The organism is Vibrio celticus (assembly GCF_024347335.1).
GTDB lineage: Bacteria > Pseudomonadota > Gammaproteobacteria > Enterobacterales > Vibrionaceae > Vibrio > Vibrio celticus.
Genome location: NZ_AP025464.1, coordinates 1,893,897 through 1,913,547, shown reverse-complemented (window position 1 = coordinate 1,913,547; position 19,651 = coordinate 1,893,897). Strand labels below are relative to the sequence as shown.

The following is a 19,651-nucleotide window of genomic DNA, read 5'->3' as shown; positions in this document are numbered from 1 at the left end:
CCTAATAGCCCACTAAGGACGGTAGCCAAAGCGTAATTTGCGGGAAGAAAGCGATAACGAAAACGCCAATGACGGATGCAAGCACGAAGGGATGGATCTTCGCGGTGATCTGTTCGACCGTGGCTCCGCCTATCCCCGAGGCGACAAAGATATTTTCACCGAGCGGCGGTGTAGCAAAACCTATCGATAACGTACACACCACCACAATACCTACGTGGGTTGGATCTGCGCCTAGCATGTACATGATTGGCAGCAAGACCGGTACGATAATCATGATCGCGGCTAACGTTTCCATGAACATGCCAACAAAAAGCAGTAACACAATAGTCAGTGCCCACACCATGTACATGTTGTCAGTGAAACCTAGCAATGACTCCGCCACCACAACTGGAATTTTTTGTTCGATTAGCAAGCGACCAAATACGGTTGCCGCGAATAGAATCAGCAACACACGTCCAGTGATCCATGTCGTTGTCGACAATGATTTAATCGTGCTTTTGAACGATAACTCTCGGTGAATAAACACCCCGACAAACAGTGAATAGAAGATAGCCACAACCGCTGATTCTGTTGGTGTGAACATGCCACTGTAGATGCCCCCGAGAATCAAAAACGGAGCCAGTATCGACCAAATACCACGGCGCAAAGAGTGTCTTACTTCGCCAAATGACCAGTTTTCAGTCAGCCCTTTGTAACCTTCACGTTTAGCAATAAAGTAGTTAGTGACCACTAGCGTCGACGCCATAATGAAACCCGGCACAACCCCAGCAACAAACAGTTTTGGAATAGATAAAGAGGCAAACTGTCCGTGTTGAGCAATGGCCTCTGGCGGTGCCATTAATCCCATCGCAGAAATGCCGAAAATAACTAGCGGGATGGATGGCGGAATAATGATACCCAATCCCCCTGAAGCGGCAGTCACCGCAGAGGCGTAGCTCTTATCGTAATCTCGCTTAACCATTGCTGGTACCATCAACATACCAACCGCAGCGGTCGTGGCTGGGCCTGAACCCGATATAGCTCCAAAGAAAAGGCAGGCCATTACCGTTGCAGCGCCAAGGCCACCCGTCACGGGTCCGGCTAAGCTCTCTGCAATATCCACCAGACGTTTGGAGATACCCGCCGCCTCCATTAATGCGCCAGCAAGAACAAAGGCCGGCAGCGCCATTAACGGGAAGTTACCCACCGAAGTAAACGCGATTTGTACTAAAGCGATGGGATTTTTGTCGAGCAACATATAGGCCGCCATTGAAGCGCCGGCCAGTGATACTGTGATTGGTGCACCCAGAATTAACAGGGTTAAGAAGCCACCAAATAAAATTAGAGTTAAATAGGATTCCATTATTACATCTCTCTATTACGGCTATTCTCTGTGACGACTACTGTGATGACTTTTGTGCCGTCATTTTTCGCAGTTCTTTGACTTCTGGATCTTCGTTCTTAGCGCCTTTGAACAAACGCTCATAGTTGTTCCAAATAATTCGAATCATCATCAACGAAAACGCGATAGGCAAAATCATATAGAAGTACTTCATTGGGATGCCTGTCGTTTGAGATTTCCAGAACAGGTTCATTTTGTTGAACACGAAATCGTAACTGAGATAGACAAAGTAACCGTTGAACAGCAACCATAAGAAGTCAGCGATGGTTTCACAGACGGTCTGAACAATCGGAGGGAAGAACTTGAAGTGAAAGCTGACTCGGTTATGTGCCGACATTTTGGCCGCCACAACGGCGCCTAGATAGGCAAACCAAACGAACATGTAAGTCGCAACTTCATCACCCCAAGGTATGGAGTAATCGAAAAGCTGACGAGTAAGGATTTGTGTGAACAGTAATAAGACAAAGCTTGCTAGCAACAGACAACAGGTATATTCCTCGATGTTGTTAAGATGCTTTTTTATAGTTTTAGCGACTGACATATAACCTCCAATGTTGATTTCCACATGACAACCAGTCGCTCGCGGTACTGAGCAGATCAGGTACTAAACAGATCAACGAGTAAAGCCATGTAAATGCCCTATCTCACTGTTCTATCGCTAGGTGATTAAGTAGCGGAGAACAGCAGATAGGGCGTATCTAATCGTTACTTTCTACCTAGTAACTCAAGAACGTCGTCTAGCTTGTCTTTACCACCAATGCTTGAATAGAACTTAGGCCAAACTGATTTCGTTACCTTGCTAATCCACTCTTTCTCATTGTCTGCTGGGTCTGTGAATACCATGCCTTTTGCTTGTAGCTCTTCACGGATCTTGTTTTCAGTATTCTCTAAATAAGCAAAGCTGTGCTCTGTTGCTTCCTGACCCACTTCAAGAATGATCTTTTGCATCTCAGGTGTCTGTTGTTGGAAGACCGTTTCACTGACGATTAACGGCTCAAGTGAGAAGATGTAACGGAGGTTTGTTACGTACTTTTGTACTTCATTGAATTTCATCGCATGAACAGTGATGTATGGGTTGTCTTGACCATCAACCACACCTTGCTGCAGGCCAGTAAATGTCTCTGACCATGCCATTGGTGTTGGGTTTACACCCCATGCTTGGTACGAAGCAATCATAATTTCGTTACGCGGAACACGAATCACTAGTCCTTTCAGATCCGCTGGTGAAGCGACGGATTTTTTAGAGTTAGTCAGAACCCTAAAGCCAGAATAAGCCCAACCTACGATACGAACGCCTGCATCACGAATCGTGTTATCGACAAGATCTTGGCCCACTTGGCCTTGAGTTAATAGCACCGCTTCTTCTGCACTTTGAATGACGTAAGGCATGGTCAGTAGACCAACCGTAGGAGAGAAAGGCGTCACGTTGTTGATCGCCAATACAGAGAAGTCGAGAAGGCCGATTGCAGCATCGTTGACGGTGTCTTGCTCATTGCCTAATTGACCATTCGGGAACAGATCGATTTTCACCTTACCGTCTGTTTTTTTCTCCATCAGTTCAGAAAACGATGTCGCCAATTCCCACTGCGTGCCACCAGCAGCATCGCCGATAGCCATTTTAAAATTCGCTGCTGCCGCAGTATGAGATAACACCGCTGTTGCTACAATGGTGACACCAGCAATAATTTTATTTTTAATAAATTTCATAGTCTTAACCTTTCCTATCGTACAGACTTCCTGCCTGTACTTTGCTCACAAGGTGACCTGGTACAACTTTCCCGGTCGTAGTTCTATTTCCCTATTTTGGAAACAATGTTCGAGTCGCGATTACAGCTTTTCATCCTTTAACGAATACCACTGATAAAGGAACCGCTGCCCCATTCTGCGAAACGGTGCAAACATCTCTGATTCCACCACTTCCCTCACGTTGGGGAACGGAAGTTTTGATTCAAATATTGGCAAGTCCAACTTGTGGCCTTCACCTGCGATCCACTGAGCGAGGCGCTTACCTGCTTGAGCGGAATACATCACGCCATTACCGCCATAACCCAGCGCGTAAAAGATGGATTGCTTTGGATTAGGCTGATAGATTCTCGGCATCATGTCGTGGCTAACATCCACCCAGCCCCACCATGAGTAGTCAATTTTGATTTGATCGAGAGACGGAAATTTTCGAGTTAAATCCGCTCTCAACATATCTTCGTATTTCTTTTCAGGTGCGCTCTTGCCACTGATGGCACTGCGCGTACCTATCTGCACTCGGTTATCCGGTAACAGACGGTAGTAATGGCGCAGGATTCGGGTATCTGTAATCACCTGATTGGTTTTGAAGTTACACGCGGCAATTTCGTCTTGAGTGAGCGGACGTGTCACCATCGAGTTAGAAAGTACCGGCAACAAGCGATTCTTAAGTTCTGAATGCAAGCCTTGGCTGGTGTATCCACCGGTACAAACCCCAACAGAACGTGCCTTCACAACACCGCCGGGCGTTTTCAAGTAGTGCACACCGTTGCGTGTTTCCCACCCCATTACAGGGCTTGCTGGATGCACTTTTACACCGAGTGCTCTCGCCTTTCTTAGATAGCCAAACGCCAGTTTCCCTGCATGAATACCAATCCCTTCTGGCTCATGCATTGCGCCTGCCGCTTCTTGGTCACCAACGTAATCACGCTTTACGGTTTCCGCATCTAAGATCTGCGCATCGTAATCGAACGTGTCACGCAGCAACTTGGCTTCTTTCTCCAGTGTTGCCATCACTTTTGGACGGTGAGCGACATATAAATGGCCGCCCGGTTGTGGGTCACAATCAATGTCTCTGATTAGAGACTTAAAGGTGTTCATGCCATCGACGCATTCGCGGTGCATTTTCAGCGCGGTTTCTAGTCCCCAGCGTTCAATCCACTGAGAACGCTTCAAACGCCCTTACGCACACTGAGCCTGACCACCATTTCGGGTACTGCAGCCCCAACTCATACGGTTAGCTTCAATCACAGTCGCTTTAATGCCGTACATTTCAGCAAGGTGTATCGCGGTACTTAGGCCTGTGTAACCTGAACCGATTATCGCCACATCAACATCCATATCCGATGTAATTGGACCATCATCTTCAGGTGGCGCGCCTGCCGTATCTACCCAGTAGGTTGGTGCGTATTCCTTACCATGACCTGGGCTCTTGTCTTTAAGTGGATCGTATTTTGGATCGTATTTATCTCTTGCTTGGGTACTTTCTTTTGCTTGGGTGCTTTTCACCTTTGGCGGCACATCGGCTGCCGGTTGTTCCATTACTAAACTCATAATTCGACTCTCCTAGTCATAACACGTGAACGGGTTGCGATTTCGTGTCTAGCTCTTGGGAGTATTGCTGGGAGTTAAAAGAGGTCGTGTTTTACGGAAGGCATTTTTTACGCTGATTTTTCCATCTTTCAGGGTAAACACATCAACCATACGAGCTTCGATGACGCTGCCATCCGGGTTCGTCGCAGAAAACGTTGATTCACTCACAGCACGGTCACCGCATACAAAGTGGACAGGGTCGCTCCAAGCCGCATCTGGAAAGTTCTGCCAAACCAATTCAAAGCTATTTCGAACCGCTTCGTACCCTTCGATAGTGTTTCCAAGCAAGCCTTCTCCTGCCACCGTGTGGAATACACAGTCTTCTGTCATGAAAGACATGAGTGCTTCAATATCATGGTTATTCCACGCCTCACTGAAAGACTGTAAAAAGGCGGTATCGACTTGGTTTTCCAGCACGAATGTCGCCGCATTGGTTTGCATATTCATATTCCAGAATCCTTTATGTTTTCGTTATTGGTTTAAATTTCAGTAGCTTTGCGCCACTTTTTTATTAGAGTGTTTAAACTAGATCTGTGAAAATTTAACAACTTGATAACAAGGCTCATCACTCTAACTTCGAGTTAGGTTATAAACAATCTCTAAGCTCACAGATTTCATCTTTTTATAAATTAATTAGTGTTATAATTTTATTTAATCAACTTTTCACTGACGACATAAGAGGTATAATTAAATTAGAACGTGTTAGCCTTTAGTCGAAATCAAAGTCTTGATGATACTTTCGACCATACTGTTCAAGTTGACGATCATGAGTATTAACTTGCAATTCAATATTGCCGTCACCTTTATTTATGACTTGGTTGTTATCTGCATGTGCTTCATTTTTTAAATCCGTTAGTTTCTCTTCGACATACTCTGTCGGTTCATTTAAAACATTCATGGATATTAACTCCTTTATCAGGTTTACTTTCACTGATGGAAGAATATGAACGGACACTAGACCGTTTGAATATTCTTTCTCATCGTACAAAGGCTGAATGGCATCATTGCCACCTTCCTTAAATGGGTGAATGGAATACCACTTGTCCTTGCGTGGCTCTTGCTGATCGCAATCCGCCACATTAAATATCTGAGTTTTGTTGAGATCACACGGCGAGCTAAAAACAATAACCTGCTGATAATCAATAGCTTTAATTATATTTATGCAGTCTTTACTTTGGCTGTGACACACCGACCAAAGCGCATTTAACAGGTTATCGGTCCATTCCAGTAAACGGGTGGGAAAGCCCTGCTTCTTGGCTAAACACATCAATAACCAGTCATTTATGTCGTGTGAGCTCAGCGAGTGACCACCGTAAACTCTCACAGTTGAAAGCAACTCTTGTTCGACACGGCGTATGTTCTTACGATTGGAACGGCCTAAACTTGGCATTAGATTATTATTTTCATAATCACACACGTTATACATCAAACCACGTTGGTCACTGCATTCATTCATTAATGAATCAATTATCTTATACAGTTCTTCGAGCGTGCTGATATAACGTTTATTGTTCATACTTGGTTCCAACCACTCGACAATATAAATAACTAAATTAAAATTTATTCGTTAAAAACTGACATGTAATGAAATACACATACTAAAGTCTAAGAACTCTATCGACTTATCGATAATTACTATTTAAAAGTTACTCATAATAATTATTAATAAGTCTCTATTACTGAAACCGCGCACCTATTCATCTTGGTTATTTCATTAGGGCTCTAATATTTATAGCGAAATAATAGAAATATATGACCCAATACTTAGATATCAGTACTATTAAGAATCTTTGAAAACAACTCGGTCGTTGAGTCATTCTGTTTGATCATCCAATTTGAAATTAATGGCTAGTGTTAGAGCTTAATTTGTTTTCCCGACCACATTCTCGATAACTCTTTATCTAGCATTCACGAGACTGTTTTGGTCGGGCAAACTTCCTATGACTTATACGTAGTCTTTGTACTTATCTAGGAAACGAACCGGTGTTGATAGTGCATCTCGGCGGAACGGGTCGCCCAATTCCTGAGTACACATGATTTCAATGATGGTTGTTTTGCCTTCGTTCATCTGCATGTCGATGGCTTTTTGCAAGGTTGGACCTACATCTTCTAGCTTATCAACCGTGATACCTTCAGCACCCATTGCTCGTGCAATCTCTGCAAAGCTTTGGTTTTCAAGTTCACCGGCAACAAAGCGTCGGTTGTAGAAGTCGACTTGGTTCTTCTTCTCTGCACCCCATTGACGGTTGTGGAATACCACAGCTGTCACTGGAATGTTATGGCGAACACATGTCATGGTTTCCATCAGGCTCATGCCCCACGCACCGTCGCCTGCATATGAAATAGCGGGACGATGAGGTGCCGCAGCTTTCGCACCAATGATGGTCGGGAATGCGTAACCACAGTTACCGAAACTCATTGCAGCAAAGAAGCTGCGTGGTTTTTCAAAGCGTAAGTAGCTGTTTGCCACTGAGTTGATGTTACCGATATCCGTCGAGACCATAACGTCTTCAGGCATCGCTTTTTCTAGCTCACGCAGTACTTGGCGTGGGTGTAGGTATTCACCACCAGAGAACGGAGTCTCGTGTGAGTTTTCCTCAATCATATCTAAGCTGAACGAGTCACGTTCGTGTGTCCACTCATCAAGCTCTTTTTCCCAAAGTGCTTTTTCTGTAGCGACGGTATCTTGGCGAGCGCCTTTGTTGTCATCACACAACAGTGCACGACCTTCCAACCTTTCAGATAGAGCAACCGCTGCTGCTTTTGCATCACCACAGATACCAACCGAAATCTTCTTAACCAGACCAAGCATCTTGTTGTCTGCATCAATCTGAATGATTTTCGCGTTCTTCGGCCAGTAGTCCATGCCATGTTGAGGCAAGGTACCAAATGGACCAAGACGTGTACCCAAAGCGATAACCACATCCGCTTGAGCCATCAATTTCATTGCTGCTTTCGAACCTTGGTAGCCTAAAGGACCACACCATAATGGGTGACTCGCAGGGAAAGAGTCATTGTGTAGGTAGCTGTTCACTACAGGTGCACCTAGTCTTTCTGCTAATGCCGCACACTCTTGAACTGCATCAGCCATTACCACACCGCCACCGGAAATGATGACTGGGAATTTCGCTTCAGCAATCAGGTCAGCTGCTTCATTCAGAGACTTCTCACCACCCGGGCCACGATCTAAACGCGCGGGTTTAGGGATCTCGGTTTGAGTTTCACCGTAGAAGTAGTCACGAGGAATATTTAGCTGAGTTGGACCCATTTCGCTCATCGCACGGTCGAAGCATCGGCCTGTGTATTCCGCCATACGATCTGGGTGCGTTACGTGTCCTTGATACTTAGTGAACTCTTGGAACATTGGAAGCTGGTTACATTCTTGGAAACCACCTAAGCCCATTGTTTTAGTGCCTGTCTCTGGCGTCACAATTACGACCGGGCTATGTGCCCAGAACGCAGCTGCAATTGCTGTTACACAGTTACTGATACCCGGGCCATTTTGCCCGATGACTACACCGTGGCGACCCGATACACGGGAGTAACCATCTGCCATGTGGGCAGCGCCTTGCTCGTGTACTACTGGGACCAATCGAATGCCAGCAGGAGCAAAGATATCCATTGCGTCCATAAATGCCGACCCCATGATGCCGAACATGTCGGTAACATCATTAGCAACCATAGTTTCAACGAACGCTTCTGATGGTGTCATTGTTACTGTGCCGGAAACAACCGTACGTTTTTCTTGCTCACTCATTCTTCCATTCTCCTTGAGTTAACCAAAATTTCATTTTTCGGAATGAATTGTCTCTTTTTCGAATTCATTTTCACCTTAATAGTAGATTTTTTGCGCGTCAACTTTTTATATTAAATTGGAACAATTCATTCTAATTAATAAAACTGGATCACATTATTGATAGTTTTTCGTACAAAAAGTGCCGTTAACTTAGAGTGAGCTGTTAATAATCGATGACATATCGCCCATCGCGGCAGTCATGGAAGCTATTAAGAGGGAAGAAAAATGAATGATGCGGAATTGATACCAACACAACCAATAAGTGTGAGAGAGTGTTTTGGCATCGACAGCAACCTAACCGTATTGGCGTTTGAACATGCGGGAGAGTATGTACCGAAGATCGAGCCTAACTACTGTTTTGATCCTGAAGTCACGCTAGCGATATTGGCGGGTTTCACCTCTAATCGCCGCACGTTGATACAAGGCACACACGGAACTGGCAAGTCTTCTCATATAGAGCAAGTGGCAGCACGATTAAATTGGCCATGCTTGAGGATCAACCTAGATGGACACTTAAGCCGATTGGATTTCATTGGCAAAGATAGCATCGTCATTAAAGATGGAATGCAGGTAACGGAGTTTAAGGAAGGCATTCTTCCACAAAGCATTCAGCAACCCATCGCATTAGTATTGGACGAATACGATGCGGGCCGACCTGATGTGATGTTTGTGATTCAGCAACTGCTAGAGCAAGACGGCAAATACACCTCTTTAGAGCAAAACCGAGTGATCACGCCTCACCCTTCTTTCCGCCTATTTGCTACCTGTAACACACTTGGTTTGGGTAATTTCTCGGGTTTGTATTCCGGTACTCAAGTGCTTAACCATAGCCAGCTTGACCGATGGAACATCATCGCCACGCTTAACTATTTAGACCCACAACATGAAACTAAGATCGTGTTATCCAAGCGCCCTGAGCTAAACAATGAAAGTGGTCATCAGTTAGTCGAAAAAATGATCGCCACCGCCGGTTTAACGCGAAATGGTTTTAGAGCGGGCGATCTGTCGACGGTAATGTCTCCGAGAACCGTGATCACATGGGCTGAAAACATTCGAATATTCGATAACGTAGCGACTGCATTTAGGCTTTCATTCCTCAACCGTTGTGAAGATGAAGAGAAAGAGCTGGTGAGCGAATATTACTTCCGCTGCTTTGGTGAGGCGCTAGAAACGCCTACTCAGAGTTATGCGCAGTCGGAGTCGTAAACCATGGCCAATGTTTCTTCTCAGAAGAAAAAGATCCTCGACCTTGGTGTGTCTGTCGCTAGAGCGATCAGTGGTGAATTGAACCTGAATTATCGGGGAGAGCGTCTCTATAACGGCAACGTCCCCTGCTATTATCAGTCGGCACACACCAACGATCTCACCTTTGTGTCTCGCCATGAGCTGACAAACAGCAAGCTCTCAATGCAAGGCAAGATCGATTCATCGGCGCTGCGAATGCTGCTTTCCGACGCTGAACTTCACTACTCACTGCGACCGAAAAACGAAGTCGAACGTCTGTTATATGATTTTTGCGAACAGGTACGAATCGAGTCACAAGTCCCGTCTTACCTAAAAGGCGTGACTAAGAGCATTCAGTTCAACTTTGCGTATTGGAGCGATCAGTACCATCAAAATGGCTTTACTGAATCACGAATTGGGATGTTACTGTTCACGCTGATGCAGGTCATCCACACCCGCTTAACCGGTGTTCCAGTTTCAGAGCCGATTGTTGAAACCATTGAATCAACTCGTGCGGGCATCGTACCTATTTTCGGAAGCAGCCTAAAGCGCTTAAAGGAACATCGAGCCGACCAGCTACAGTTTGCTCACTGCGCCAATGAACTGGCCTCTTTAGCGCAAGAACTCATCAACCAAGAACAAGAGAGTAATAACTCTCCGACACCTACGGTTGAAGAAGACATCAAGATCCTCGCGCAGCTGGCTCTTATCGTTGATGGCGACATTCAAGATGAAGAGGTCGATACCGACATCACAGGTAACAGCAAGGTGTTCGAATTGTCGGGCGCCAATTATCAGGTCTTTAATTCAGAATTTGATCAAGTCATCGCGGCAGACAAACTCGTCAGGCGCGCCCTATTACTCGAACTGAGACAAAGGCTCACCGATGACATCATGGCGAGACAAGTCAACACTCGCCGTTTAGCCGCGATGCTCACTCGCTTTGTTGCCACACCACAGAAGAATCGACGTCAGGACCATTTAGAAGAAGGCACTGTTAACGCCACCACCATCACCAAGCTCATCACTTCGCCATTGGATCGTGCTGTCTTTTATCAGCCAGAGATTGGCGTATCCCATCAATGTGCCATCACGTTTTTGATGGACTGCTCGGGCTCAATGCAAAAACACAGTCACAAACTGAGTCTACTGATGGATACGATTCTCAAATCGGTTGGGCTAGCCAATATCCCTTTTGAAATTATCGGCTTCACCACTAATAACTGGAATGGTGGCAAGGTTTATCGACAGTGGCTCAAGCAAGGTCAACCGAAACACCCAGGTCGTTTAAACGAAGTTCGACATATCGTGTTTAAGAATTTTGATGCGCATTGGAGACGCTCTCGCCTTGGCATTGCTAGCCTTCGCAAAGCCGACATATTTAAAGAAGGGATTGATGGCGAAGCGGTTCAGTTCGCTAGCCAACGCTTGCAACAGCATAGCGCACAGCGAAAGGTGTTGATTGTATTCTCAGACGGCTGCCCGATGGATACCGCCACCAGCACTGCCAACGATCAGTTCTATTTGGACAACCATCTCAAACAAGTGATTGAGCGCGAGTCGGCCAAAAACAGTATCGAAATTCATGGCGTGGGAATGGGCGTCGATTTAAGCCCGTACTACCGCAGTAACATCACTTTAGATGTCCAGGAGAGTTGCTTGTTTGGGTTATCTAGGAGCATCTTTGAGATATTGAAGCGTTAAGAGATGTAAACCGTGAGCAGTGACGTACCGGCTAGCAAACCGCTAGCCTCCTTTGTCGAAAGTGGTTTTACGAAGAGCCAAACAACGACCATGCAGAGACAGCCATCAAATACCCACCAATCAACATCAACACCATAAATACCAGCTTTCTGAGTTGGTCATTCGAAAGCGGTGGGGGAAAGCGCCGAGCAAACATAGTAACAAGCGCTACCAAGGGAACAGCAATAGCGGATAACCACAATATGCTCGCTTCCATGTCACCTGCTGCGTAGACATTGACGGTACGGGACATCGACGTACAAGCGAACACCATCAGCAATGTACTTCGTACCAGATCGAGTGTAAAAGGCTGCCGATAAAGGTGATAAACAATCGGTGGCCCCGCCATCCCAAACAACCCGCCCGCTAAACCAGAACTAAAGCCAGACACCAAGAAGGATACCGTGGCCGAGCGGTCTTTTCTGGTTTTAGGTTTGAACATAAAGCTCAGACCTGCGAATAACACCATTGCCCCCAATAGCCCTCGCAGGATATGCGTCGCCGACTCACTCAACTCGTCCAGTAAAAACACTCCCAACGACACGCCGGGGATAATACCGATCACTAACACCACCAGAATTTTGAGTTCCCCAAGCAGAGGCTTGCCCATCAACGCGACCACACAATTAAACAAGGTCACAATGCTAACCACGGCAGCAATTACGGGCAACGAAACCAAATTAAGGCTGACCGTTAGACCAATCACGATAATGCCAAGCCCAAACCCTGTGACGGTTTGGAAATAGGTACCGACCGCAATGGTGGCAAGAATGGCGAGTAAAACAGGTAACTCCATTAGCAATCCTAATTAGGTGTTTTTACTTAGTGTGAGTGCGGGCTTTAAGTTTGAGCCTAGTACCTAAACTCAAATTCCGATTCAGCTCTTTCTTTAGCTTTTTGATCTTCTGTAGCGTTTTGATCTTCTGGAGCTTCTTGAGCATCAGCGTCAACATCCGTCGTTGCATTTGCAGTTTTGCCTTGTTGTGCTTGCACAGCAGTCACCGCGATTACATTAAAGATATCTTCGGCACTACAACCTCTGGATAGGTCATTGGCTGGTTGATTCAACCCTTGCAACAAAGGACCAATCGCGACCGCGCCTCCTAGCCTTTCAGCAAGCTTGTAACCGATATTGCCAGCTTCTAAGTTTGGGAATATCAGCACGTTAGATTCTCCTTTAACCTCGGAATCGGGCAACTTTTTCGCCGCAATTTCAGTGACAATCGCCGCGTCGAGTTGAACATCCTGATCAACCGCAATTCCGGGGCAACGTTGCTTCACTAACTGGGCGGCATTACGCACCTTATCGACCGATTCATGCTTGGCACTGCCATTGGTAGAAAACGACAGCATTGCCACTTTAGGTTCTTCCATTAACAGCGTTTGAGCACTATTTGATGCGGCCACTGCTATCGATGCAAGCTCGGTTTCATTGGGGTTAATCACCAAACCACAATCACTGAAAATCATGCCACCTTTGAGATTGTGGAAAGGCTCGCACAACATCATTAAAAAGAAGCTCGATACCAACTCGCTGTCTGGTGCTGGCCCAATGATCTGCAGCGCAGCTCGCACCACATCTGACGTGGTATAAACCGCGCCATTAACCGTGCCGTCGACCAGCCCTTCTCTCACCATCAAATTGGCAAAAATCAGTGGGTCTGTAACCTTCTCCAATGCATCTTGATAAGTCATGCCTTTGGCTTTTCTGAGCTCATACAGACGTTCAGCCAACACGGCTTTAAGTGCCGATGTTTGTGGTGAAACAATATGAATGCCCGCGAGGTTAATATGATGCAACTGAGCGGCTTCGATAATCGCCTTTTCATCCCCTATTAGCGTGATATAAGCGAGTTGTTTATCTATCGCTAATCGTGCCGCTTTGAGTACACGAGGATCTTCAGCTTCGCTCAAAACCACACGCTTACGATCTAGGTGCGCCTTATCAATAATCCGTTCAATTGCTTTCATTTTAAAATTCCATTTATTGAGATTAATTGTTCCATAATTTATATTTATATTATTGAAATAATAAAAAAGGTCAAATTTTATTCAGATAATTGAAGAATATTAATTTGGTATGTACACTCTTACAAATAGACATATCGCAAGGATGAATCACTGTATGCAAACAGAAACACCACAAGTTCAAGGAGATACGCCCACTCTCCGACTTTTTGCACTATTAGAGGTGATAGCGCAAAAAGACGAGTTTATTTCCCTTCAAGGGCTCGTCGAAGAAACCGGACTGCCGAAACCCACTTTGCACCGTATGCTGCAACAATTAGAATCCGCAGGCATCATTCAAAGAGACGGTGATGAAAAGCATTACAGCTCTGGCATTCGACTCAGAAAGCTGGCTGAAAACCTACTGTTCAACAGCACCATGCACAGCGCAAGACGCACAATTCTTGAAAACCTTCGAGCAGAAGTCGGCGAGAGCTGCAACCTAACCGCACTATCGAGCGGTGAGATCATCTACCTTGACCGCGCAGAGACCGAAGCACCACTTCGCTTCCACCTGCAGCCTGGCTCTCGCGTTCCTGTTCACTGCTCTGCGACAGGTAAACTGTTTTTGGCTCACATGTCGAAATCACAGCGCAGAAGACTGATTGAAAACGTGCCACTGACTCAGTACACAGTCAAAACCATCACCGACTACTCAGTGTTAGAGCAAGACATCGAAGAAGCGAAGATCCAAGGCTTTGCGATTGATGACGAAGAGTTTCTACCGGGGTTGGTGTGTATTGCGGTACTCATTCCATCGCCAACCGGCCAATCTAATCTCGGCTTAGCAATCCAAGCACCTGTGATTCGAGTAAAGCCGGACGAAGCGATCAAGTTCCTACCTGCTCTACAAAAAGCTGCAAAAGCGCTAGCGAAAATCGAAGCTGATAATTGGAGTCAGCAATAGACTTTTCTTAAAAGATTTCGAAGTCCATGATTTAGCTGATCATGGATTTCGAAAACTCGAATTTAATAAACAATGATTTTGTATACCTTGCTTTGGTAAACAATGCTTTCACAAACAAGGACTTCAAAACTATCGAATTAACGACCACAATCTGCGACTAATCAACATTTGGTCAAAATGATCTGAACACTCACCAACCCGCATATCAGCAACACGTCTAAAGTAATCACAACAAAGGAATCACGATGCTAAACATTAAGAACCAGCACTTACTCTCTTTTATGGTGACAGAAGCGAACAACGCAGTTGCAGTCACAAATCCAGCAACGGGTGAACTCATCGGACACGCTCCGGTATCATCAGAAACAGAGTTAGCAAGCGCGATTGAACGAGCTCATTTAGCGCAGAAAGAGTGGGCAAAGGTTCCAGCTAAATCTCGAGCTGCATCACTGCACCGTTGGCACCAGCTAATCATTGAGAATAAAGAAGACCTTGCTCGAATCATGACGATCGAACAGGGTAAACCGTTAGCAGAAGCGGCAGGTGAAGTGGTTTATGGTGCGAGCTTCATTGAGTGGTTCGCAGAAGAAGCCAAGCGCACTTATGGTGATTCCATTCCTAGCACAGTCGCAGGCAAACGCTTGGTGACTATCAAGCAACCTATCGGAGTCGCGTGTGCCATTACGCCATGGAACTTCCCTGTTGCAATGATCACTCGTAAAGCAGCGCCTGCATTAGCTGCCGGTTGTAGCTTTGTCGTGAAACCTTCAGATGAGACACCGCTTTCCGCATTTGCTGTGGTCGAACTGGCTTACCAAGCGGGTATTCCTGAGGATTTACTCCAAGTCGTATTAGGTGATAGCCCAGAACAGATTGGTGAGTTATTCACATCGCACCCATTAATCAAAAAGATCTCTTTTACAGGCTCTACCCGTGTCGGCAGTATTTTGATGGCTCAAGCCGCAAAAGGCATCAAGCGTACCTCTATGGAACTCGGCGGCAATGCACCTTTTATTGTGTTTGACGATGCAGACATCGACGCTGCGGTTCAAGGCGCAATGGTCTCGAAATTCCGCAACGCTGGCCAAACTTGTGTTTGTGCAAACCGATTCTATGTTCACAGTAAAGTGTACGATGAGTTCGTGGCTAAATTTGATCAAGCCGTTCAACAACTTAAGATTGGTAACGGCTTAGATGAAGGTGTAACCATTGGCCCTGTTGTCAGCCAGAATGCCAAGAACAACATCCAAGCATTAATAGACCGAGCGGTAGAGCAAGGCGCAACACCTGTGACACAAACTCAAGAGCTTGATGGGCTTTTCCTTCAGCCTGTCATTCTTAAAGATGTGAAACACAGTATGGACATTGTTCAACAAGAGATCTTTGGCCCAGTCGCACCTGTGATGAAATTCGACACAGACGAGGAACTCATCGAGATGGCGAACGATACTATTTATGGTTTGGCGTCTTACTTCTACAGCCAGAATATCCACCGCGTATGGCAGGTAGCAGAAGCACTTGAATACGGTATGGTCGGTATTAATGATGGCCTAATCTCAACCGAGGTCGCGCCTTTTGGTGGCGTTAAACAATCAGGTATTGGCCGTGAAGGTGCTAAAGAAGGCATCGATGAGTACATGGACATTAAATACTTATGTTTTGGTAGTAACTAGGTTTTAGTAGCAAGTAGGTTTCGGCGTTAACCAAGATTCAGAAGCACTTAAATCTTAGTGAGCACTAACCTGGCCCACTCTCCCCCCTTCCCACCACAAAAATGAATCAAAAAAAAGCCGCGCTATAAAAGCGCGGCACCTTGGGCTCGGTTAAAGGGGGTTTCTTTTTTTAGTATTTTACATTCTCTGTTTTTGTTATTCGGTTGCTTCGCTATTCCTGCGCTTTCAGCTTTAGACGCATCGCGTGCAGCACTGGCTCGGTATAACCACTCGGCTGAGCACAGCCTTCAAATACCAACTGGCACGCTGCTGAAAACGCAATGCTGTTTTCAAAATCAGGCGCCATATTTTGGTAGCTTGGATCCCCTGCATTTTGTTCATCAACCACTGCTGCCATGCGCTTCATGGTTTTCATTACTTGGGCTTCCTCGCAAATGCCGTGACGTAACCAGTTAGCGATGTGTTGACTTGAAATTCGCAGCGTTGCACGGTCTTCCATTAATCCCACATCGTTAATATCAGGCACTTTCGAACAACCTACGCCTTGGTCAATCCAACGAACTACGTAACCAAGAATACCTTGCGTATTGTTGTCCAGTTCGTTTTGGATATCTTGAGCAGTCAGCTTTTGATTGCCTAACAATGGGATAGTAAGAATATCGTCAACATTTGCTCTCACACGCTCACGAAGCTCTTTCTGACGGCTAGGAACACTCACCTTGTGATAGTGCAAGGCATGCAGAGTCGCCGCAGTTGGAGAAGGAACCCAAGCGGTATTGGCACCGGCTTGTGGGTGTCCAATTTTCGCGTCCATCATCTTCGCCATGTTATCTGGTTCTGGCCACATACCTTTACCAATCTGGGCTTTACCTTGCAGGCCACAAGCTAAGCCAAGATCAACGTTTTGATCTTCGTATGCGCCAATCCAAGTCATGGTTTTAAGCTGTGTTTTAGGTGCAAACGGACCCGCTTCCATACTAGTGTGGATCTCATCACCCGTTCGATCTAGGAAACCGGTGTTGATAAACACGACACGGTCTTTGGCTGCGCGAATACACTCTTTCAAGTTCACAGAGGTACGACGCTCTTCGTCCATAATGCCGACTTTAATGGTGAAGCGTTCTAAACCTAGTGCATCCTCAATGCGACCAAACAACTCATTGGTGAAAGCCACTTCTTCAGGGCCATGCATTTTAGGTTTTACAATATTGATGCTGTTCGCGGTCGAGTTTTGGTAAGGGCTATTACCCTTTAAATCGTGCATCGCGATGAGCGAGGTAACCATGCCATCCATGATACCTTCAGGCACTTCATTACCTTCAGCATCAATAATCGCAGGGTTAGTCATTAGGTGGCCCACATTGCGTATGAACAACATGCTGCGACCTTTAAGTGAGATTTCACCACCCGTCACACTGGTGTATTGACGATCGGGGTTAAGATTACGAACAATGGTTTTACCGTTTTTCTCTAGCGACTCTTGAAGGTCACCCTTCATTAAACCTAACCAGTTTCGGTAAGCCAATGCTTTGTCTTCACCGTCAACCGCAGCGACCGAGTCTTCGCAATCCATAATGGTGGTGAGAGCCGATTCCACCAGCACATCTTTAATACCAGCCACATCAACGCTGCCAATTGGCGCGCTCGGGTCAATTTGAATTTCGATATGGAGATTATTGTGCTTAAGCAGAATGCTTGAAGGGGCACTCGCATCACCTTGATAACCAATGAACTGGTTACGATCAATCAGAGTGACTTCTTCGCCGTTATCTAAGGTCGCTGTCAGTGTATTGCCAATGCTGACGTTGCTGATGCTGTATTTGGTGACGTCTTTATGAGAGACACCGTTGAGAGGTGCAGCATCATCAAGGAAACCTCGAGCGTAGCTCACCACTTTAGCACCGCGTACCGGGTTAAAGCTTCCTCCCTTTTCCGCGCCGTCACTTTCACTGATGACATCGGTTCCGTAGAGCGCATCGTATAAACTGCCCCAACGCGCATTAGCCGCGTTAAGTGCAAAACGTGCATTCATAATAGGTACAACAAGCTGCGGACCCGCTTGTGTTGCAATTTCAGGCTCAACGCTGGCAGTAGTTACTTGAAAGTCATCACCCTCAGGAACGAGGTAGCCAATTTGCTGTAAGAACTGTTTGTACTCGGCCGCATCTAGCGTTTGTCCCGCACGCTCTTGGTGCCAAACGTCAATTTGATGTTGAAGATCTTCACGCTTGATAAGCAATGCGCGATTTTTTGGAGCCAAGTCTTCAAGGATGGTTGCAAATGATTGCCAAAAGTCTTCAGCGACAATGCCTGTTCCAGGAATCACCTGCTCATTAATTAATTGGTAGAGGGTGCTATCAATGTTCAAGCTTCCCTGTTGAATACGACTGCTCATAAAATCTCTCTCAAACTAATTGATGGCTACTCAATAAATTTTCGTGACTAGCTCAAATTTACTTTACTGATTTAAACTTACTTAACGGACATGAATTTAGCTAATTTATGCCGGTTATATTGGATATTCATATAAAAAATACCCTACAAACTGTGTTATTCCGTCACTCCACTCTCGATTTCGTTAGCGACACTTTTAATCAAACGACGCATCCACTGATGGTCTGGATTGGTTTGTAACAATGGACTCCACGCCATCTTCACCTCAAAGGGTTCAATCGCAAATGGCGCAGGCTTGATCAACAATCTAGGGTTATTGCGCTGCAGTTGAGCTGCTTTGGTAGGAATAGTCAGGATCAGGTTCTTCTGTTGTGCGAAGAGAATCGCCGACAAGTAGTGTCGCGTAAACACCGTGATGTTACGGGTTTTACCAATGCGCATTAATGCCTCATCTATCCAACCGAGCTTTTGAGCTTCACTTGGGTTGATCCCCACTCCCGTTCCCATACCTGTCTTACTTACCCAAATATGTTGCGCCTTTAGGTAAGACAAAATATCGAAATTGTCGGCTATCGGGTTGTCACAACTAAATAGACAAGAAAACCCGTCGTGCCAAAGGCTCATCTGGTGAAACGACTGAGGAATATCGTCAAATCGGTTGATAATTATATCAACGGTACCTTGCTCTACATCCTGATAACTCACGTCACTTGGCGTCATGATATCCAGTCGTATTTTCGGTGCGATCTCACTTAACCTTTTCAGAAGAGGCTGAATTATGGTCGATTCCGCATAGTCACTCGCCATGATACGAAACACGCGTTCACTGTCTTCTGCATTAAACTCTGTGGTCGGTTGCAGTGTCTTCTCTACATTCGCCAAGATGTTTCGAATCAGTGGCTGCAACTTATGCGCGCGCTCGGTCGGTATCATCCCTTCACTTGTTCTCACTAATAGCGGGTCTTCAAATAGATCACGCAATCGGCGAAGGCCATTACTCATGGCTGGCTGAGTAATACCCAATTGATTTGCTGCTCGTGTAACGTTTCTTTCACGTAGCAACATGTCTAAATACACAAGCAAATTAAGGTCTATACGAGCAATATTCATAAGAAAAATACCGAATATAATAACTATAAATTAACAAAATTATCACATACATGGTTATTATTTGTCCATGGTTAGATTTAATC

The 19,651-nt window shown here is 45.6% G+C and carries 14 protein-coding genes and 1 pseudogene; 4 read left to right on the top strand and 11 right to left on the bottom strand.

Translation table 11 applies throughout. From position 1 onward, the window contains the following. Position 1: 1 nt before the first annotated feature. From OCV19_RS24385 to xsc, 7 genes and pseudogenes are all read right to left on the bottom strand, one after another. Positions 2–1,342, bottom strand: coding sequence for a TRAP transporter large permease (locus OCV19_RS24385; protein WP_004731904.1), 1,341 nt, complete (start codon positions 1,340–1,342; stop codon positions 2–4). 37 nt (positions 1,343–1,379) lie between these two features. Beyond that, positions 1,380–1,922, bottom strand: a complete 543-nt coding sequence (locus OCV19_RS24380) for a TRAP transporter small permease (protein ID WP_004731905.1) — start codon at positions 1,920–1,922, stop codon at positions 1,380–1,382. Positions 1,923–2,086: 164 nt separating this feature from the next. Continuing rightward, positions 2,087–3,088 carry a TRAP transporter substrate-binding protein gene (locus tag OCV19_RS24375; RefSeq protein WP_065676763.1) on the bottom strand — a complete coding sequence of 334 codons (1,002 nt, stop codon included), beginning with the start codon at positions 3,086–3,088 and terminating at the stop codon, positions 2,087–2,089. Between the two features lie 120 nt (positions 3,089–3,208). Then, a pseudogene (locus tag OCV19_RS24370) lies at positions 3,209–4,675 on the bottom strand (NAD(P)/FAD-dependent oxidoreductase). A gap of 48 nt (positions 4,676–4,723) precedes the next feature. Then, a complete protein-coding gene (locus OCV19_RS24365) occupies positions 4,724–5,161 on the bottom strand; it encodes a nuclear transport factor 2 family protein (RefSeq protein WP_065676762.1) in 438 nt (145 codons plus the stop codon). Positions 5,162–5,423: 262 nt separating this feature from the next. After that, positions 5,424–6,230, bottom strand: a complete 807-nt coding sequence (locus OCV19_RS24360; RefSeq protein ID WP_065676761.1) for an FRG domain-containing protein — start codon at positions 6,228–6,230, stop codon at positions 5,424–5,426. Between the two features lie 429 nt (positions 6,231–6,659). Continuing rightward, positions 6,660–8,471, bottom strand: coding sequence for a sulfoacetaldehyde acetyltransferase (gene xsc, locus OCV19_RS24355; RefSeq protein ID WP_004731917.1), 1,812 nt, complete (start codon positions 8,469–8,471; stop codon positions 6,660–6,662). Between the two features lie 264 nt (positions 8,472–8,735). On the opposite strand from xsc, the gene OCV19_RS24350 reads away from it, so the two are divergent. After that, a complete protein-coding gene (locus tag OCV19_RS24350; protein WP_065676760.1) occupies positions 8,736–9,716 on the top strand; it encodes an AAA family ATPase in 981 nt (326 codons plus the stop codon). A 3-nt stretch (positions 9,717–9,719) separates the two neighbouring features. Further along, positions 9,720–11,438 (top strand): cobaltochelatase CobT-related protein, encoded by a 1,719-nt coding sequence (locus tag OCV19_RS24345; protein ID WP_065676759.1) that lies wholly within the window; start codon positions 9,720–9,722, stop codon positions 11,436–11,438. A gap of 67 nt (positions 11,439–11,505) precedes the next feature. On the opposite strand, the gene OCV19_RS24340 is transcribed toward OCV19_RS24345, so the two are convergent. After that, positions 11,506–12,273, bottom strand: a complete 768-nt coding sequence (locus tag OCV19_RS24340) for a sulfite exporter TauE/SafE family protein (protein WP_065676758.1) — start codon at positions 12,271–12,273, stop codon at positions 11,506–11,508. A 56-nt stretch (positions 12,274–12,329) separates the two neighbouring features. Further along, entirely contained in the window at positions 12,330–13,448 is a 1,119-nt protein-coding gene (pta, locus tag OCV19_RS24335) for a phosphate acetyltransferase (RefSeq protein ID WP_065676757.1), read from the bottom strand. 154 nt (positions 13,449–13,602) lie between these two features. On the opposite strand from pta, the gene OCV19_RS24330 reads away from it, so the two are divergent. Then, on the top strand, positions 13,603–14,391 hold the full coding sequence (locus tag OCV19_RS24330; protein ID WP_065676756.1) for an IclR family transcriptional regulator: 789 nt from the start codon (positions 13,603–13,605) through the stop codon (positions 14,389–14,391). 245 nt (positions 14,392–14,636) lie between these two features. Further along, positions 14,637–16,064 (top strand): NAD-dependent succinate-semialdehyde dehydrogenase, encoded by a 1,428-nt coding sequence (locus OCV19_RS24325; RefSeq protein ID WP_065676755.1) that lies wholly within the window; start codon positions 14,637–14,639, stop codon positions 16,062–16,064. 211 nt (positions 16,065–16,275) lie between these two features. On the opposite strand, the gene OCV19_RS24320 is transcribed toward OCV19_RS24325, so the two are convergent. Together OCV19_RS24320 and OCV19_RS24315 are read right to left on the bottom strand one after the other, a co-directional pair. After that, positions 16,276–18,459, bottom strand: a complete 2,184-nt coding sequence (locus tag OCV19_RS24320; RefSeq protein WP_065676754.1) for a malate synthase G — start codon at positions 18,457–18,459, stop codon at positions 16,276–16,278. Positions 18,460–18,614: 155 nt separating this feature from the next. Further along, a complete protein-coding gene (locus OCV19_RS24315; RefSeq protein ID WP_012600244.1) occupies positions 18,615–19,568 on the bottom strand; it encodes a LysR family transcriptional regulator in 954 nt (317 codons plus the stop codon). Positions 19,569–19,651: the final 83 nt, after the last annotated feature.

Excerpts from the sequence above, each read along its gene's own strand:
- OCV19_RS24385 (WP_004731904.1), bottom strand. The coding sequence starts at position 1,342 with ATGGAATCCTATTTAACTCTAATTTTATTTGGTGGCTTCTTAACCCTG.
- OCV19_RS24380 (WP_004731905.1), bottom strand. The coding sequence starts at position 1,922 with ATGTCAGTCGCTAAAACTATAAAAAAGCATCTTAACAACATCGAGGAA.
- OCV19_RS24375 (WP_065676763.1), bottom strand. The coding sequence starts at position 3,088 with ATGAAATTTATTAAAAATAAAATTATTGCTGGTGTCACCATTGTAGCA.
- OCV19_RS24365 (WP_065676762.1), bottom strand. The coding sequence starts at position 5,161 with ATGAATATGCAAACCAATGCGGCGACATTCGTGCTGGAAAACCAAGTC.
- OCV19_RS24360 (WP_065676761.1), bottom strand. The coding sequence starts at position 6,230 with ATGAACAATAAACGTTATATCAGCACGCTCGAAGAACTGTATAAGATA.
- xsc (WP_004731917.1), bottom strand. The coding sequence starts at position 8,471 with ATGAGTGAGCAAGAAAAACGTACGGTTGTTTCCGGCACAGTAACAATG.
- OCV19_RS24350 (WP_065676760.1), top strand. The coding sequence starts at position 8,736 with ATGAATGATGCGGAATTGATACCAACACAACCAATAAGTGTGAGAGAG.
- OCV19_RS24345 (WP_065676759.1), top strand. The coding sequence starts at position 9,720 with ATGGCCAATGTTTCTTCTCAGAAGAAAAAGATCCTCGACCTTGGTGTG.
- OCV19_RS24340 (WP_065676758.1), bottom strand. The coding sequence starts at position 12,273 with ATGGAGTTACCTGTTTTACTCGCCATTCTTGCCACCATTGCGGTCGGT.
- pta (WP_065676757.1), bottom strand. The coding sequence starts at position 13,448 with ATGAAAGCAATTGAACGGATTATTGATAAGGCGCACCTAGATCGTAAG.
- OCV19_RS24330 (WP_065676756.1), top strand. The coding sequence starts at position 13,603 with ATGCAAACAGAAACACCACAAGTTCAAGGAGATACGCCCACTCTCCGA.
- OCV19_RS24325 (WP_065676755.1), top strand. The coding sequence starts at position 14,637 with ATGCTAAACATTAAGAACCAGCACTTACTCTCTTTTATGGTGACAGAA.
- OCV19_RS24320 (WP_065676754.1), bottom strand. The coding sequence starts at position 18,459 with ATGAGCAGTCGTATTCAACAGGGAAGCTTGAACATTGATAGCACCCTC.
- OCV19_RS24315 (WP_012600244.1), bottom strand. The coding sequence starts at position 19,568 with ATGAATATTGCTCGTATAGACCTTAATTTGCTTGTGTATTTAGACATG.